The organism is Streptomyces sp. Ncost-T10-10d, assembly GCF_900091955.1.
Taxonomy (GTDB): Bacteria; Actinomycetota; Actinomycetes; order Streptomycetales; family Streptomycetaceae; genus Streptomyces.
On record NZ_FMDF01000101.1, the window covers coordinates 88932 to 106193 of the forward strand.

General features: G+C 69.3%; 14 protein-coding genes. 5 read left to right on the plus strand and 9 right to left on the minus strand.

Features of this window, described 5'->3' with window-relative positions:
• Positions 1 to 46: 46 nt before the first annotated feature.
• Complete coding sequence (locus tag GA0115254_RS16100; protein WP_093895972.1) at positions 47 to 1126, plus strand: DUF2637 domain-containing protein; 1080 nt, start codon at positions 47 to 49, stop codon at positions 1124 to 1126.
• Between the two features lie 43 nt (positions 1127 to 1169).
• Here the strand turns inward: GA0115254_RS16100 and GA0115254_RS16105 are convergent, their stop codons facing one another.
• A complete protein-coding gene (locus GA0115254_RS16105) occupies positions 1170 to 1532 on the minus strand; it encodes an ATP-binding protein (RefSeq protein WP_093896004.1) in 363 nt (120 codons plus the stop codon).
• 341 nt (positions 1533 to 1873) lie between these two features.
• Here GA0115254_RS16105 and GA0115254_RS16110 point away from each other — a divergent pair, with 341 nt between their 5' ends.
• Entirely contained in the window at positions 1874 to 2266 is a 393-nt protein-coding gene (locus tag GA0115254_RS16110; RefSeq protein ID WP_093895973.1) for a guanyl-specific ribonuclease, read from the plus strand.
• A gap of 93 nt (positions 2267 to 2359) precedes the next feature.
• Complete coding sequence (locus GA0115254_RS16115) at positions 2360 to 2749, plus strand: barstar family protein (protein ID WP_093895974.1); 390 nt, start codon at positions 2360 to 2362, stop codon at positions 2747 to 2749.
• A 96-nt stretch (positions 2750 to 2845) separates the two neighbouring features.
• Here the strand turns inward: GA0115254_RS16115 and GA0115254_RS16120 are convergent, their stop codons facing one another.
• Positions 2846 to 5230: a M9 family metallopeptidase gene (locus GA0115254_RS16120; protein ID WP_370740880.1), complete on the minus strand. Its 2385-nt coding sequence runs from the start codon at positions 5228 to 5230 to the stop codon at positions 2846 to 2848.
• A gap of 319 nt (positions 5231 to 5549) precedes the next feature.
• Between GA0115254_RS16120 and GA0115254_RS16125 the strand changes: the two genes are divergently transcribed.
• A complete protein-coding gene (locus GA0115254_RS16125; RefSeq protein WP_256102603.1) occupies positions 5550 to 7013 on the plus strand; it encodes an aminopeptidase P family protein in 1464 nt (487 codons plus the stop codon).
• Positions 7014 to 7111: 98 nt separating this feature from the next.
• Here the strand turns inward: GA0115254_RS16125 and GA0115254_RS16130 are convergent, their stop codons facing one another.
• From GA0115254_RS16130 to GA0115254_RS16160, 7 genes are all read right to left on the minus strand, one after another.
• On the minus strand, positions 7112 to 7840 hold the full coding sequence (locus tag GA0115254_RS16130) for a GntR family transcriptional regulator (protein WP_093895976.1): 729 nt from the start codon (positions 7838 to 7840) through the stop codon (positions 7112 to 7114).
• 88 nt (positions 7841 to 7928) lie between these two features.
• Positions 7929 to 8873: an ornithine cyclodeaminase family protein gene (locus GA0115254_RS16135; RefSeq protein WP_256102604.1), complete on the minus strand. Its 945-nt coding sequence runs from the start codon at positions 8871 to 8873 to the stop codon at positions 7929 to 7931.
• Positions 8870 to 9871 (minus strand): proline racemase family protein, encoded by a 1002-nt coding sequence (locus GA0115254_RS16140; RefSeq protein ID WP_093895977.1) that lies wholly within the window; start codon positions 9869 to 9871, stop codon positions 8870 to 8872. Before GA0115254_RS16140 ends, GA0115254_RS16135 begins: the two co-directional genes overlap by 4 nt.
• 89 nt (positions 9872 to 9960) lie before the next feature.
• The gene (locus GA0115254_RS16145) at positions 9961 to 10869 is read right to left on the minus strand and encodes a dihydrodipicolinate synthase family protein (protein ID WP_093895978.1); all 909 of its coding nucleotides are present in this window, start codon (positions 10867 to 10869) and stop codon (positions 9961 to 9963) included.
• A 100-nt stretch (positions 10870 to 10969) separates the two neighbouring features.
• A complete protein-coding gene (locus GA0115254_RS16150; RefSeq protein WP_093895979.1) occupies positions 10970 to 12448 on the minus strand; it encodes an FAD/NAD(P)-dependent oxidoreductase in 1479 nt (492 codons plus the stop codon).
• Positions 12429 to 12755, minus strand: a complete 327-nt coding sequence (locus GA0115254_RS16155; RefSeq protein WP_256102605.1) for a (2Fe-2S)-binding protein — start codon at positions 12753 to 12755, stop codon at positions 12429 to 12431. Before GA0115254_RS16155 ends, GA0115254_RS16150 begins: the two co-directional genes overlap by 20 nt.
• 37 nt (positions 12756 to 12792) lie before the next feature.
• The gene (locus GA0115254_RS16160; RefSeq protein ID WP_093895981.1) at positions 12793 to 13959 is read right to left on the minus strand and encodes an NAD(P)/FAD-dependent oxidoreductase; all 1167 of its coding nucleotides are present in this window, start codon (positions 13957 to 13959) and stop codon (positions 12793 to 12795) included.
• Positions 13960 to 14113: 154 nt separating this feature from the next.
• Here GA0115254_RS16160 and GA0115254_RS16165 point away from each other — a divergent pair, with 154 nt between their 5' ends.
• Positions 14114 to 17227: an alpha-mannosidase gene (locus tag GA0115254_RS16165; RefSeq protein WP_093895982.1), complete on the plus strand. Its 3114-nt coding sequence runs from the start codon at positions 14114 to 14116 to the stop codon at positions 17225 to 17227.
• Positions 17228 to 17262: the final 35 nt, after the last annotated feature.

Genomic DNA, 17262 nt, shown 5'->3' on the forward strand with positions numbered 1-17262 from the left:
GCAATCATGGCGCCCGAAATGCCCTACGCGACGCAAGGGACCGCGCATGAGACTGACCGACATATCGCTGAATTGGCTGCTTCCGGGCGCCGTGCTGCTCGTGGGAGTCCTGGCGGCGGTGGCGGTGGTCGCACGCGGCAAGCGCGCCGCTGACAATCCCGCGGCCGACGACAGCTGGGAGCGCAGCGAGGAGCGTCGCAGACGCAAGGAGGCGCTGTATGCCACCGCCTCGTACGTCCTGCTGTTCTGCTGCGCGGCCGTCGCTGCCGCCCTCTCCTTCCACGGGCTCGTCGGCTTCGGCGAGCAGAACCTCGGCCTCTCCGGGGGCTGGGAGTATCTCGTTCCGTTCGGCCTCGACGGGGCCGCGATGTTCTGTTCCGTACTCGCGGTGCGCGAGGCCAGCCACGGTGACGCGGCGCTCGGATCCCGGCTGCTCGTATGGACGTTCGCCGGCGCGGCCGCCTGGTTCAACTGGGTACACGCGCCGCGCGGTATCGACCACGCGGGCGCCCCGCACTTCTTCGCCGGGATGTCGCTCTCGGCAGCCGTGCTCTTCGACCGGGCACTGAAGCAGACCCGCCGGGCCGCACTGCGCGAACAGGGCCTGGTACCCCGTCCGCTGCCGCAGATCCGGATCGTACGGTGGCTGCGCGCCCCCCGCGAGACCTTCGGCGCCTGGTCGCTGATGCTGCTGGAGGGCGTACGCACTCTGGACGAAGCGGTCGACGAGGTACGCGAGGACCGGCGGGAGAAGGAGCAGAACCGTCTCCGCAGGAAGGACCAGGAGAAGCTGGACCGGGCCCGCATCAAGGCGCTGAACCGGCAGAACCGGGCCTGGCGCAGGGTCGGCCGGGGCGGCACCCAGGTGGACATTCAGGCCATCGCCCCCGCGACGGGCTCCACGCAGTCCGTCGTGGAGCCCGCCCTGCCGGCCGAGCCCGGACAACTGCCCTTGCGCTCCCGGCCGTCCCTGCAGGCCGTGACGGGTCCGAGTTCCAGCGCCTCGGACCGGAACTCCCATGATCCGGTCACGGTCGACCTCACCGCCGAGGACGACACGCAGGCACTGCCCCGGCTCGATTCGCTGGAGCGGAAACTGAAGGACCTGGAGCAGCAGTTCGGCTGATCCCGTCAGTAAAAGCCCTGATGGCCCGGTCCCTTCCGGGCTCTCAGGGCTTTTCGCCGTCCAGCTCGAACCAGACGACCTTGCCCAGCGCGTGTGCGCTGACCCCCCAGGCGTCCGCGAGGCTCTGCACCAGGATCAGCCCTCGGCCATGCGTACCGTCGTCGGCGTTCGGTACGTACGACAGGGGCATTCCGGATACGAAGTCCCGCACCTCCACCCGTAGTTTCGCCGGTGCCGCACTCACCGTGACGACCGCGCCGTGCCTCGTATGGATCAGCGCATTGGTCACCAGCTCGCTGAGCAGGAGCTCCGCCACCTCGGCCGACTCGGCCCGCCACCGGTATCGCAGGAACTCCCGTAACGCACCACGCACTTCGCTCACGGCCGCCAGATCCGTGTGGGCCAGTCTGCGACGCAGCCGGACCGGCTGCCGCCCCTGCGCCCCTGGCTCGTGCGCCTCCCCGTCCGCCATGGAATCGGCATCTCCCTGACGCTCCATCGTTTCCCCCGCCCGCACAGTGAACCGCCCCCTTCTCGACTTCTCGATTTCTCGTCGTCTGGGGATGCATGCCCCAGAGGCGGGCCGCCACGCTTGTCGACTCATCAATAAGTGAACAGAGAACGGACGGCACGGCCCGGAGCGGCGGACACATGGATGTCACCTTTCTTCCTCTCCGGTTAACTTCCAAAAAATTCACACCGGTTGACGTTGACGGGAACATGTCTACGCGCGTCATCATGGTGGCTATGCGAATCCCCCCACGGATCACCACGCTCGGCGGCGCTGCCGCCCTCCTGTCCGTCCTCTTCATCGGCGGCCCGGTCCCCACGACCGCAACGGCCGCCACCACCTCGGTCGGCAGCATCTGTTACTCGGCGCTGCCTGCCCAGGCGCACGACACCCTCGAACTGATCGACGCGGGCGGCCCGTTCCCCTACTCGCAGGACGGCGCCGTCTTCCAGAACCGTGAAGGAGTCCTGCCCGGCCGGAGCACCGGCTACTACCACGAGTACACGGTCGTCACCCCCGGCTCCCCCACCCGGGGTGCGCGACGGATCGTCACGGGTGAAGAGGTGCGGGAGGACTACTACACCAGCGACCACTACGCCACGTTCGATCTGATCGACCAGGGCTGCTGAAGCCCTGCCCTCCAAGCCGATCCGCGCCGTAGCCCCCCACCTGCGGCGCGGATCACGGACCGCCGGAAGCGGCCGGACTTGTACCCTCCCCCCATGACCGTGACCTATGTGATCGACGGCTCCCGGGTCACCGGCCTGGAGCAGTTCTGGAAAGTGATCGGCGAGGCCGTGAACGGCCCGGGCGGATACTTCGGCCGCAATTTCGACGCCCTCGTGGACTGTCTCAGCGGTGGTATGGGCACTCCGGACGACGGTGACTTCGTCTTCGAGTGGCGGGACCACGCTCTCTCCGCACGGGCCCTGGGCCACGAAGAGACGGCCCGTCAGCTGCGGCGGAGCCTGGAGCGGGCACATCCCACCAACCGGCCCTCGATGCAGGAGCGGCTCGACGAGGCCCTGGCCGGACGGGGGCCGACGCTCTTCGACCTGATCGTGGAGATCCTGGCGGACGGCGCGACGCCCGGCACGCTGCGGCTGTCGTGAGCCCCGGGCCGGGTCCGGCGGACGCGCCCCGGGACGGTATCGGCCGGCCGAGCGGGAACATCACTCGGCCGGCCGACACCGTGGGGGTCGTGGGGATCAGAACTCGGTGGTGACCTTGGCGCCGTCGAACTTCTCGTTGCCGTAGAGGCTGATGAAGTGGTAGCCCGGCGCCGGGTTGTTGACGGTCAGGGTGTGCTCGTTACCAGCCCCGACGGACTTGTCGGTGTTGACCCGGGTGGTCGCCCATTCCTCCGAGCTGTAGTAGAGGTCGGCGTCACCCGTGCCGCCGGACGCGGTGATCTTCAGCTGGGTGATGCCGGCCGGGATGAGGACGGCCAGGTAGGCGTAGTCGCCCTTGACGGCCTTCAGCTCGCTGCGCATGCAGTTTCGGCCCAGCAGCCTGGTGTCGGCGTCCTTGCACTCAGTGATCTCGGGCGGGTTGGTGGACCCGCTGCCGCAGGCGCCGGCCGCGCAGGCGGTCAGCCAGGTGTCCCAGTCGGCGTCGTAACGGCTGCCGATGGTCGACGTGAGCAGGGTGCGGGCGCCGTCCCAGTCACCCTTGCGGTAGAGGCCGAGCAGGGTGTCGATGTCCGAGCGGTGGGATTCGAGCATGTAACGGACCGCCAGGTAGCCCCAGTTGTACACGCGGGTCTGGTCGGCGTTCTCGTAGGTGGTGTCGAACAGGGTGCTCAGGCGGTAGGTGCGGTTCGCGGCCTGGGCGATGGCGGCCTTGTAGTCGAGCTTGCGGTACGAGTAGGAGACGAACTCCGCGAAGCCCTCGACCCACCAGACGGTCGGCGTGGTCATTCCGGCCTCGAAGTCGCCATACATGTTGTAGCGGCCGTCGAGGTAGTGCGTGTACTCGTGGTTGAGGTTCCAGATCTGGAAGTCGGGACGGGCCCACTCGGCCTCGTAGGCGATGAACCGCGGCTGGTTGCCCGCGACCTTGGGGTCGCCCTCCAGGTACATGCCGCCGTTGTTGGTGTCGATGCCGAAGATCACTCCGGCGTAGGTCTGGTAGTCGGCGCTGGAGTCGAAGGCCACGACCTCGATGGTCTTGTTGTTGTCGTCGGCGACCGCACCGTTGTCCCGGGCCACCCCGTGGAAGTAGGCGTCCTGGTTGCGCAGGCTGGTGCAGCTGGCTTCGAGCTCCTCCGCGGCCATGTCCTGCGCCCGGATGGTGATGCTGTCGCTACAGGTGTGCTTCACCGGCAGGACGACCTTCTCCAGACGCTCCGCGAGGTTACAGGCGTCGTATTTGGCGCAGTTGCCCTTGTCGTAGGCGTCGACCATCTTGGCCAGGTTGACCCAGAGCGGAGCGGTGGGGCCGTCGATGGAGCTCTTGCTCATCAGGTCGACCGCGAGCGGGCTCGCCTCGGCGCGCAGCGGGTCCTCCTTGAGGAAGCGGCCGAGCTCGAGTCCCGCGTTGGAGGCCAGGAACGACTGCTTGGTGCCCAGCAGGTCGACGTGGTTCGCGGCGAAGTCGTGCAGGGAGTTCAGCACGCTGGAATCGGCCTGGATGGCGCTGATGAACTCGGGCACCTGGTGACCGCGGAACATGATCGTGTACACGCTGTTCACGGCGTTGAGCATGTACCAGGAGCTGTTGTACGACTCGTCGTAGTCGGCCAGCATCCGCTTGACGATGTTCAGGTAGCGGGCGTTCTCCTCGGCGCTGTCGACCAGGATGATCGCCTCGGACAGGCTCTCGCCGTTGGCGTCGGTGACGTCGAAGGCGTGCGAGGAACCGAAGAAGCCGTCGAGCGCACCCTGGATGGCCGTGCGCAGGCGCGGCCCGTACTCTCCGACGGTGTCGGGGTCGTAGTACTGCACGTAGTAGCCGGCCCGGAGGAAGAGGATCAGCTGAGGCATGCCGGTGGTGGCGTCACCGGGGTAGGAGGCCGACGCGTCGCGCATGGCATCGGCGATGGTGACCATCTGGTCCTCGCGGAAGGCGTGGTAGCCGTCCTGGCCCTGGAGACGGAACAGCGTGTTGACGCAGTCGGTGGTCGCCGCCTTGACCTTCTCGACCAGCGCGCCGCCGGTGTTGTTGGTGAAGTCGGTGACGTTGCACTCGGCCGCGGCCTTGCCGGACTTCTTGGCGCGGGCCTGCTTCTCGGCCTTCATCGAAGGTGCCAGGTGGCTCGGAAGCGCGGTGGCCGGGTCGTCGTAGTCCCGCTTGAGCGCGTCCTTGGACGCGGACAGCGGCGGCCGGTCGGCGGCCTTGAGCGACTTGCGTTCGGCGTGAGCGGCATCGTCGGCGGGTGCCGTCAGCGCCTCGGCGGTGGGGCCGCCGGGGTCCTCGGTCCGGGGCTCCGCCCGTTTCTGAGCGGCGTCCGGGGAGTGGGGGGTCGCGGCCGATGCGACGGGGCGTTGCTCGACGGCCTGGCTCGGTGCCGTGAACAGGCCTACGCCCAGGCATGCCGCCAGAACCGCAGTGGACAATCCGGTTATCTTCTGTCGAACCCTCAGGTTCTTCACTTGCCGCCTCCCAGCGGAGTGGTGACCGCGCAACTTCGCGCGGCTGTGGGGGAATGCGCGGGGGTGGGTTCGGGTCGGGTCCTGGTGAGCGCTATGGCATGGACACGACCTCATCCCCTCTGCGCGCTGTACAATGGCACATGTCACATGTTCTTTGGAAGCCCTCTCGCGCACATTCATCTCCGCGACAACTCACCGACGCAGTACGGAAGTTCAGTGGCGTCCCGCACGCTGACGGCCTCCGCCATCGGTTCCCTGACCACCGAGCCGCTGTCCGGGCAGCCCCGAGCCCCGACAGAGCCTTGAGGAGAAATCGCCCGTGTCCCGTTCCCTCCCCGCACCCGGAACCGGCAGCCATGACCTTCCCGTGTCGCCCGCACTGGACGCCTTCATGAGCACGGCGTGGGCGGATACCCCGCTGCCTGCGGACATCCGGGTCCCCTCTTACGACGTCACCCCGGCCCGCCGGGCCCGGCTCGCCGCCCGCTTCCCGGGCGAGCGCCTGGTCATCCCGGCGGGCACGCTCGCGGTCCGCTCCAACGACACCGACCATCGCTTCCGTCCGCACACCGGCTACGCCTGGCTCACCGGCCTCACCGGCGAGGACCAGGCCGGACACGTCCTCGTCCTGGAACCCGACGGCGACGAGCGGCACGAGGCAGTGCTGTATCTGCGGCCTCGGTCACCTCGTACCGGCCGCGAGTTCTACAGCGACCGCAGATACGGGGAGTTCTGGGTCGGGCGCAGACCCGACCTGGAGGAAGCCGCCCGGATGACCGGCATCCGCTGTGCACACCTGGACGCCTGGGAGAAGCTGCTGACCGGGTCGCAGCCGCCGGTGCGGGCGCTGGGAGGAGTGGACCCTGCCGTCGACGAACTACTGCGTTCCTGCCGCTCGTTGCGCCGACGGTCGGCGCCGGCAGGGCTGGAAGCAGTGCTCAGTGAGCTCCGACTGGTCAAGGACCCTTGGGAGACCGGCCAGTTGCAGCAAGCCGTCGATGCGACGGTGACAGGATTCGAGGATGTGGTGCGGAGCCTTCCGCAGGCGCTGCGGCACCCGCGCGGTGAGCGTTGGATCGAGGGCGTCTTCGATCTGCGGGCCCGGCTGGAGGGGAACGGTCCTGGATACTCCACGATAGCCGCAGCCGGGGCGCACGCCTGTGTCCTGCACTGGATCCGCAATGACGGCCCCCTGGAACGCGACCAGTTGCTGCTACTGGACGCCGGGGTGGAGACCGATTCGCTCTACACCGCCGACATCACCCGCACCCTGCCGCTGTCCGGCCGTTTCTCCCCCGCACAACGCGGCGTCTACGAGCTGGTGCTCGCCGCGCAGGAAGCGGGCATCGCGGCCCTGCGCCCCGGGGCACGATTCCGTGACTTCCACCTGGCGGCCATGCGGGTCATCGCCGAAGGGCTGTACGGATGGGGGGTGTTGCAGATGTCCGCCGATGAGGCGCTCGACGCCGACAACGGCTTCTACCGCCGGTACACGCTCTGCAGCAGCGGTCACATGCTCGGCATGGACCTTCACGACTGCGCTCAGGCGCGCGCCGACCGCTATCTGGACGGACGCCTGGAAGTCGGCCAGGTACTGACCGTGGAACCGGGGCTCTATCTCCAGCCCGACGACGAGACGCTGCCCCGGTCGCTGCGCGGGATCGGGGTGCGGATAGAGGACGACCTCGTGATCACGGCCGACGGCGCTCGTCTCATGTCGTCCGCACTGCCGCGCACCGCCGACGGAATCGAGGAGTGGATGGCCGCCCTGCTGGACGGTTGAACCGGGCGGCCCGTTCCCCCGGCCGCCCCCGTGCGCGGAGGGCGGGGCGGCCGGGGAGGACGGAGTGCCGCTTGGGGCTCCAGAACGAAACCGGTGGCTCAGGCCTCTGCGACCGGCAGCGACGCCCTTCTGCCACGGGTGCCTCCGGCACCGACGTCGTCGCCGTCCTCCTCGGCCCATATCGACCTGACATGTGACATGTGGGCCAGCATGCAGGCCTCCGCGCGCTCGGCGTCACCGGCGATCACGAGGTCGAGCAGTTGGACATGCTCCTCGGCCGATACGGTCAGCTGCCCCGTTGCGTCAAGCCGGTTCAGCCCGAAGAGGCGCGATCGCTTGCGCAGGTTGCTGACTTCCTCCACCAGCCTGCGGTTGCCCGCCAGACCGAGCAGTTCGAGATGGAAGCGGCGGTCGGCCTCCAGATAGCCGATGATGTCGTGCTCGGCGGCAGCAGCGACGATCGCCAGGGCGAGCGGCCGCAGCGCCTTCAGCTCCCTGACCTTGCCCATCCGGGCAATGCGGCCGACGGTGGGTACCTCGATCATGGCGCGGAGTTCGGTGAAGTCGTCGAGGTCCTGGTCGGTCAACTCGGTGATCCGGAAACCCTTGTTGCGTACTGCTTCGACCAGGCCTTCACGCGCCAGATCGAGCATCGCCTCGCGGACCGGCGTGGCGGACACCCCGAATTCGGCAGCGAGCGCGGGAGCTGAGTAGATCAGGCCCGGACGGAGGTCCCCGGCGATCAGGGCCGCCCTGAGTGCGTTCGCCACCTGGTCGCGCAAGTGCTGTTGCGCCGAGATGACATTGAGCGTCGACAGGCGGGCCATGTTTGTTCCTCCAACGCCGTACGGGCCCTCAGAATACAATGTCACGTTTCCGCTCGGGCCCGTCGCTGCTCACCTGTGGACCACTCGGTCAGGGCGCAGCCTTCCGGTGCACCGCCGCGGCGACCGCGAGGTCTTCCCAGCCCATTCCTACGCTTTTGAAGAACCGGGGGCGCTCGAAGGCAGCCGGCTGCTCACCGAGGCGTAGGCCGGACACCAGGTCGGCGAGGTTACCGGCGATGTCCTCGGCGCTGAAGGCTCCTTCCGCCATCGGGATCAGCAGATCGCCCGCCTCCGACAGCGCTGCCGCCCTCGATTCGACGATCACGGAGGAGCGTGACACCAGCGTGGTGTCCACCTCCCGGGCATCCGGGGTGTGTGAACCGACCGCGACGACCGTCGCCCCGTCCGGTACCAGGGCGCCGTCGAACAGCGGAGTTGCGGACGTGGTGCAGCAGAGCACCAGATCGGCCGTGGCCACCTCCGCGGCCCCGTGTGCCGTGCCCGCACGGGCGTCCACGCCGAGTTCACGGGCATGCTCGACCAGAGCGGCGACCCGGAGCGGGGTACGGCCGATCACGGTGACGCGTTCGACGTGCCGTTCCGCGAGCACTGCGGCAAGGTGTCCGTACGCCTGGGGGCCGGTTCCGAAGAGCACCAGATGACGCAGGACGGGCCCGGTGAGGTGGCGGATCGCGAGTGCGGACACCGCCGGTGTGCGCAACGTGGTGAGCGCGGCCCCGTCGAGCAGGGCGAGCGGCAGCAGGGTGGGGCCGTCGAGCAGCAGATAGCTTCCGGTGATCCGGGGCAGGTCGCGTGCCGGGTTGCCGGGGGCGACTCCGGCGATCTTCACTCCGGTCACCCGCTGGGTGGTGGCCGGCATGATCAGAAGTTCCCCGCCTGGCACTGTGACATGGTGCCGGGCCGGGGAGGTTTCCGGATCGAGTCCCCCGCTCAGCGCCGCCTCCAGGGCGTCCACGGCTCCGGTCGGTCCCAGGGCCTCGATGTCGTCGGCGCCGAGCAGGGGCAGATTCACAGCAGGAATCCTTCGGGAAAGGGGTCGGACGGGTTCAGGAAGAATTGTGCGGTACCGGTGATCCAGGCACGTCCGGTGACAGTGGGGACGACGGCGGGAAGCCCGCCCACGGTGGTCTTCCCGACGAGACGCCCGGTGAACGAGGTTCCGATGAACGACTCGTTCACGAAGTCGGTGTCCAGGGCCAGTTCACCACGGGCGTGCAGCTGGGCCATGCGCGCCGATGTGCCGGTTCCGCAGGGCGACCGGTCGAACCAGCCCGGGTGGATCGCCATCGCATGCCGGGAGTGGCGAGCATCGGAACCGGGTGCGATGAACTGCACGTGCTTGAGGCCGTGAATGTCCGGGTCCTCCGGGTGGACGGGCCGGTCGGCGGCGTTGACCGCGTCCATCACGGCGAGTCCGGCCGCCAGGATGTCGTCCTTGTGCGCCCGGTCGAAGGGCAGCCCGAGGTCGGCCAGATGGACCATCGCATAGAAGTTGCCGCCGTAGGCGAGGTCGTGGCGCACCGGTCCGTAGCCGGGTACGTCCACCGTCCGGTCGAGTGCGACGCTGAATGCGGGAACGTTGGTCAGGGTGACGGCGGTGGCCGCTCCGTCCTTCACCTGGACGTCGACGCTGACGAGTCCGGCCGGGGTGTCCAGCCGTACGGTGGTGACGGGTTCGGTGACCTCGACCATGCCGGTCTCCACCAGAACGGTCGCGACTCCGATGGTGCCGTGCCCGCACATCGGCAGAAACCCGGAGACCTCTATATAGAGGACGCCGAAGTCCGCGTCGGGCCGGGTGGGCGGCTGGAGGATCGCGCCGCTCATGGCGGCGTGGCCGCGCGGTTCGTACATGAGCAGCGTGCGCACGGCGTCCCGGTGCTCCTGGAAGTACCTGCGCCGTTCGGCCATCGTGGCGCCGGGAATGGTGCCGATGCCTCCGGTGATGACGCGGGTGGGCATGCCCTCGGTGTGTGAGTCGACCGCATGGAAGATGTGACGTGTCTGCAAGGCTTCCCCTGGTTCGTCAGTTCGTCATGAACAACACGAAGAACGGGCCGGGTCGGGCGCGGTCCGGACGTACAACGGCCGGACCGCGCTCAGCCGAGGCCCCCGGCCAGTGCCTTCTCCGTCGCGGCACGTACAGCGGCCTCGTCGTCTGCGGGCAGGGGAAGCCGTGGCGGACGGGTACGGCCGCCGTGGCGTCCGACAACGTCCATGGATGCCTTGATGGCCTGGACGAACTCCGGCTTCGAGTCCCACCGCAGCAGGGGATGCAGCTCGCGGTACAGCGGCACGGCAGTTGCCATGTCGCCTGTCACAGCGGCCCGGTACAGCTCGACGCAGCAGGACGGCAGCATGTTCGGACAGCCGGCGATCCAGCCGACGGCCCCGGCGAGTGCCAGTTCCAGCAGTACGTCGTCGGCACCCACGAGCAGGTCGAGGCCGGGCGCCTGTTCGGCGATCTCGTAGGCCCTTCGGACATCGCCGCTGAACTCCTTGACCGCCACGATGCTGCCGTCCTGGTGGAGAGCGGCGAGCAGGCTCGGTGTGAGATCCACCTTGGTGTCGTACGGGTTGTTGTACGCGACGACCGGAATCCCGACTTCGGCCACAGCGGCGTAGTGGGCCCGCACCGCCGCGTCCTCGCAGCGGTATCCGTTGGGCGGCAGGAGCAGCACGGAACCGGCGCCCGCCTCTGCGGCCTGTTCCGCCCAGCGCCGCGACTCCGCGCTGCCGTAGGCGGAGACGCCCGGCATGACGCGGCTGCCGTCGCCTGCCGCCTCGACGGCGACCCGGACCACCTGCTCGCGTTCGCTGTCGGTCAGGGTCTGGTACTCCCCCAGTGACCCGTTGGGCACCACACCGTCGCAACCCGCCGCGATGAGCTGTCGGACGTGCGTGGCGTAGGCGTCGTAGTCGATCGTGCAGTCGTCGCGCAATGTGAGCGGGGTGGCGACCATGACTCCGTGCCAGGGGCGGGTACGCGGGTGGGTGTTCGTCTGCATCGTGGCTCCTTGAGAGGTGTGACAGGTCATGGTTCGACGGAAGCGTGGGCAGCATCTGACGGCGCGCGGTGCCGAGGTGTGTCGGGGAGCGGCTGCGGGTCTATCCGGGGTCTGCCAGGTCGGCGAGCGTGGACAGCCCTACCGGGCAGGCCAGCGGGCGCCGGTCGGGGCCGTCCGGCTCTTTGCCGGTGCTGCGTCCGGCGCCGTGCGCGTCGGACAGTTCGCGGACGGCGAATCCGCAGGTCCGGCCCTGGCACCACCCCATTCCGGCCCGGGTGAGCAGTTTGACGGTCCTGGCGTCACCGGCTCCGAGCTCCTGGCACGCGGTACGTATCCGGCCCGCGGTGACTTCTTCGCAACGGCAGACCTCCGTGTCGTCGGTCAGCCATTCGCTCCACCCCGCCCCCGGCCGGTGCACGGCACCCATCAAGGCGGAAAAGGCCCGCAGACGGCGCCGGGATCGACGCAGAGCGACTGCTCTGCGCGCCGCTGTCCGCGGCACCCCACCCCGCATCGCGCGAATGACCGACAGCGCTGCCAGCTCTCCCTCGCACAGAGCGAGTTCGACGCCACCGATGCCGCCGGTCTCTCCCGCCGCCCAGACCCCCGGCACGGTGGTCCTGAGCTGCTCGTCGAGGGTGACCGCATGTGTGCCGTCCGCACACATGCGCGTACCACAGCCCGCCGCCACGGCGAGTTCCAGCTGAGGAACGAGCCCGTGTCCGACGGCGAGCGCATCGCAGGCGATCTCGCGGCCGGTCCCCGGCACGGGGCGCCACCGGCGGTCCACCCGGCTGACGGTCACCGCCTCCACCCGGTCCTCGCCGTGCACGTCGGTCACCGCCCGGTGAGTCAGCATGCGAACTCCGGCACCGGTCAGCGCCGCCCCGTACCGGACCCCTTCCGCCATCTTGCCGGGGTTGCCGGCCAGCACCCGGGGAGCACGCGCGTACGTCCCGTAACCGGACGCTTCGACGACTGCGGGAACGCGCGCACCGGCACGCGTCAGCGAGAGGGCGACGGCCTGCAGAAGCGGGCCGCTCCCCGCGACCACGATCCGGCGGCCGGGAAGCACCAGGCCGGACTTGAGCATGGCCTGGGCACCGGCCGCGCTCACCACGCCCGGAAGCGTCCAGCCGGGGAAGGGAAGTTGACGTTCATGGGCACCCGTCGCCAGCAGCAGTCGGCGGGCCCGGACCGCGGAACGTCGACCCCCTTCGGTTCCGGTGACGGCGTGCAGGATCCAGTCGCCCTCACCGGCTCGTTCGACCGTCCACACCTGATGGTTGTGGAGATGGCGGATCGCCCCGGAGTCGCGGTGCGCGGCAAGTCGTGCGGAGAGCTCGACGAAGACGGGCCAACCGTGGTGGAGGGCGCCGGGCCGGGTCGCGCCGAGCCCGCCGGGCGGACTTCGGTAGTACTGTCCACCGGGCGTGACGGCCGAGTCCAGCAGAACCACGTCGAGCCCGTGATCGGCCGCGGTGACGGCGGCAGCCAGGCCGGCCGGTCCCGCGCCCACCACGGCGAGTCCGGCACAGTCCGCGTCCCGTGGGCGGCGTTCATCTGTCGAGCGCGGCATGCCCGTCGCCCTCCTGTGTGGTGATGACGTCGCCGGGGCGGGCGGGAAGCAGGCATGCGCGCTGGTTCGGCCGGCCGTTGACCGTGGCCAGGCAGTCGTAGCAGGCACCGATGCCGCAGAAGGCTCCCCGCGGCCGGCCGTGGACCCGAGTGGTGCGCCAGGTCAGGATGCCCGCCGACCAGAGGGCGGCGGCGATGCTCTGCCCCGGCAGTCCATGAATCGGGCGCCCGTCGAAGGTCAGCTGGAATTCCGGTTCGGGCTCCGCCGCGACGAGCTCGACCGGGGTACGTGCACGGGTACGTCTCACAGGGTCCTCTCCTGGGGCACACGAGCCCCCTTCGCAGTCATGTGACATGGCACGTGGTGTCGAACCGGTCCGGGGCGAACGGCCCGAGATCGAGTACCGGCTGCCGCCCGGCGATCACGTCGGCGATCAGCAGTCCGGTCGCGGGGGCCAGTCCGATCCCGGCTCCTTCATGGCCGCAGGCGTGGAAGAGGCCTGGCACCCGGGGGTCCGGGCCGATCGCCGGCAGGTGATCGGGCAGGTAGGGGCGGAACCCGTGGTAGGCGCGCATCACCCGCACATCCGCCAATACGGGGAAGAGAGCGGTGGCCTGGGCGGCCAGTCGGGCGATCGCCGGAACCGACAACGTCCGGTCGAAGCCGACCCGTTCACGGCTGGCCCCGATCAGCACCGGCCCCGACGGGGTTCCCTCCACCACGGGCGAGGTCTGCAGCGCCGCGGACCCGCTCGACACATCGGACACGTACTCCGCCGCGTATACCTTGTGCCGGATCAGCCGCGGCAACGGCTCGGTGACGAGCACGAACCCCCTGCGCGGCCGGACCGGCAGATCCACCCCGGCCATTGCGGCCAGGTCACCGCTCCAGGTGCCCGCCGCGTTGATGACCACCGGGGCGCGCAGTTCGCTCCGTGCGGTGCTCACCCCGCATACCGCGCCGTCCCGGTCCCGGAGTATCCCGAGGACTTCCTCCCCCGGGTGGAGGCGCGCCCCCGCGCGGCCGGCTTCCCGCAACAACTCGGCGGCGGCCAAGGCTGGTTGGACCTGAGCGTCCTGCGGGTAGTGGCAGCCTCCGGCGAGGTGCGGAGCGAGGTGGGGCTCGGCATCGCGGAGCCGGTCGGATGTGACGTGGTACGCCTCGACTCCGGCTCCTCGCTGCGCGGCGGCCGTCATGGACAGGGTGGTCAGGGATTCCTCGGACGCCGCCACGACCAGGCCGCCCTTGATCTCGTACTCGATGTCCGAAGAAAGTTCTTCCGAAAGTTGGCGCCACAAGGAGGCGGAGAGCAAGGCCAGTTCCAGTTCGGGGCCTGGCATTTTGTCGGAGACCAGGAGGTTGCCCTCCCCGGCTCCGGTGGTGCCTCCGGCGACCGGCCCCCGGTCGACGACGGCTACGGACAGTCCGGACCGGGAGGTGTAGTAGGCGCAGGCAGCACCGACCACTCCGGCCCCGACGATGACGACATCCAGGGGCTGTCTCATGAGCACGACAGTAATATGTCACATTGTTTTGGAGCCGCCAAGGGTAAGTGCAGGGCCAGTTGATCAACCATCACCCCGTCGCTCCGCCCGCAGGGGTGCCGGTTCCGCCGCCGGGGAAGTGGAGCCATGAACCCCCCAGGCGCCGACCCGAGGAGCCGTGATGCACGACGACCGCACATTGGTGGAGGACCGCCTCGAAAGGGCCCTGCACCAGTTCATCCGCCCGGCCCGGTACCCGGCCCGGACCCCGCTCGCCCTCTCCGTCCGGCACATTCCCGGCGAACCCGTACCGGTGGCCGAGGTACTGGAGAAAACCTACGAGCCGTTCAGTGCAGGTACGGAGTGGGGGAAGCCGTGGTCCACCAGCTGGTTCCGGCTGGAGGGAACGGTGCCCGAGGACTGGGCGGGGCGGCGCGTCGAGGTGGTCGTCGACCCCGGCTTCTCCGGCCAGGGGCCCGGATTCCAGGCCGAGGGGATGCTGTACGACACCGCGGGCGTTCCGCTCAAGGGCATCCATCCGCGGAACCGGCATCTGACGGTGGCGTCCCCGGCCACCGGCGGTGAACCGGTCTCGTTGCTCCTGGAGGCGGCGGCCAACCCGGCGGTTCTGGAGCACGGCTTCGCGCCGACGCCGCTCGGCGACGTACTTACGGCGGGTGACCGGCCCCTTTACCGGTTCGCATCCGCGGACCTCGCCGTACTGGACGAGGAGGTCTGGCATCTCGTCCTTGACATCGAGGTGCTCTCCGAGCTGATGCGGGAGCTGCCCGTCGACCGGTCGCGGCGACACGAGATCCTGCGGGCGCTGGAGCGCATGCTCGATGCCCTGGATCTGCACGATGTGGCGGGCACGGCGCGAGCCGGCCGGAGCCGGCTCACCGAGGTGCTGTCCCGGCCGGCGTCGGCGAGCGCACACCGGATCTCGGCCGCCGGGCATGCGCACATCGACTCGGCGTGGCTGTGGCCGCTGCGCGAGACGGTACGCAAGGCCTCTCGCACCTTCGCCAATGTCACCGCGCTGGCCCAGGACTATCCGGAGCTGGTTTTCGCCGCGTCGCAGGCCCAGCAGTACGCATGGGTGAAGGAGCATCAGCCGCACATCTGGGAGCGCATCAAGCGGGCCGTGGCGGACGGGCAGTGGACGCCCGTGGGGTCGATGTGGGTGGAGTCGGATGCAAATCTGCCGGGCGGTGAGGCGCTTGCCCGGCAGATCGTGCACGGCAAGCGGTTCTTCGAGCAGGAGCTGGGGGTGGAGACCGAGGAGATCTGGCTGCCGGACTCCTTCGGTTACACGGCCGCCTTCCCGCAGCTGGCGCGACTGGCCGGGGTGAAATGGTTCCTGACGCAGAAACTGTCCTGGAACCAGAGCAACAAAATGCCACATCACACCTTCTGGTGGGAGGGCATCGACGGGACCAGGGTGTTCACTCACTTCCCTCCTGTGGACACCTACAACGCACAGCTTCATGGCCGCGAACTGGCCCATGCGGAACGGAACTTCGCGGAGAAGGGACTGGCGACCCGCTCCCTCGTCCCGTTCGGCTGGGGCGACGGCGGGGGCGGTCCGACCCGCGAGATGCTGGAGAGGGCACGCAGGCTCAGGAATCTGGAGGGCTCGCCCAGGGTCGAGATCGAGAGGCCGTCGGCGTTCTTCGCGGCGGCCGAGGAGGAGTACGGGCCGCAGGCACCGGTCTGGTCCGGTGAGCTGTATCTGGAGCTGCACCGGGCGACCTACACCACCCAGGCCAAGACCAAGCAGGGCAACCGACGGAGCGAACACCTGCTCCGTGAGGCCGAGTTGTGGGCCACCACGGCGGCGCTGCGGACTCCCGGCCACCGCTATCCGTACGAGGCACTGGACCGGCTGTGGAAGACGGTGCTGTTGCATCAGTTCCATGACATCCTGCCGGGCTCGTCGATCGCCTGGGTGCACCGGGAGGCCCAGGAGACATACGCACGGGTGCGGGAGGAACTGGCCGAACTGGTGGCGGACGCGGTGGCGGCACTGGGCGGGGCCGAGGGTCTCGTGGCGCTCAACTCGTCGCCCTACCGGCGAAGTCAGGTGGTCGAGCTGGATGCCGAGGCGAGCGCGGTGCTGCCCTCGGGCGCGCATGTGCAACCGCTGGGCGAGGGGCGTACCGCGGTGCTGGCCGAGACACCCGGGCTGGGCGCGGGTCTGCTGGACGGTTCGGCGGTTCCGGAGCACGCCGTCACGGTGACCGGCTCGGCGGACGAGGGTTTCGCATGCGACAACGGGCTGCTGCGGATCGTGGTCGACGGCGACGGGTTGATCGCCGCCGTCCGCGATCTCGAGGCGGGGCGGGACGTACTCGCCCCCGGTCACCGGGCCAACCTCCTCCAGTTGCATCCGGATCACCCCAATCACTGGGACGCCTGGGACATCGACCGCCATTACCGCCGCACCGGCACCGATCTCACCGACGCCGACTCCGTCGAACCGGTCGAGGAGGGGCCGTTGCGGGCCGCCGTCCGGGTCATGCGGTCGTTCGGGGCGTCGCGCATCGTGCAGGAGATCCGGCTGACCGCGGGCAGTCGGCGGATCGACATCGACACAGAGGTGGACTGGCGGGAGTCGGAGAAGGTCCTCAAGGTGTCGTTCCCGCTCGATGTGCACGCCGAACGGTCCACGGCCGAGATCCAGTTCGGGCACATTCACCGCCCGACACACGACAACACCAGTTGGGACGCGGCCCGTTTCGAGATCTGCGCCCATCGCTGGCTGCGGGTCGCCGAGCCGGGGTACGGCGTCACATTGCTCAATGACTCGGCGTACGGGCACGAGGTGACCCGGACCCCGCACGGTACAGGCCTCGGGACGACCGTACGACTGACGCTGCTGCGCGCCCCGCACAGCCCGGACCCGGAGACCGACCTCGGCAGGCATCGGTTCACGTACGCGCTGGCACCGGGCGGTGAGGTCACGGATGCGGTACGGGAGGGGCTGGCGCTCAATCTGCCGTTGCGGGCGGCCGTTGCGCCGGTCCTGCCGTCGCTGATCAGTACCGGGCATCCGGCGGTCACCGTGGAGTCGGTCAAGCTCGCCGAGGACCGCGGCGGCGATGTGATCGTGCGGCTGTACGAGTCGGCGGGCGGGCGCGCCGACACGACACTGCGGGTGGGATTCCCCGTCGTACAGGCCCGGATCACCGACCTGCTGGAACGGTCGCTGCACGAGGCGGACACCGATGAGCACGGTCTCGTACTGTCGCTGCGGCCGTTCCAGATCCTGACGGTTCGCCTGACCCCTGCATGAGGTCCCGGCCGGCCACGGCGTGAAGTCCCGGCCCG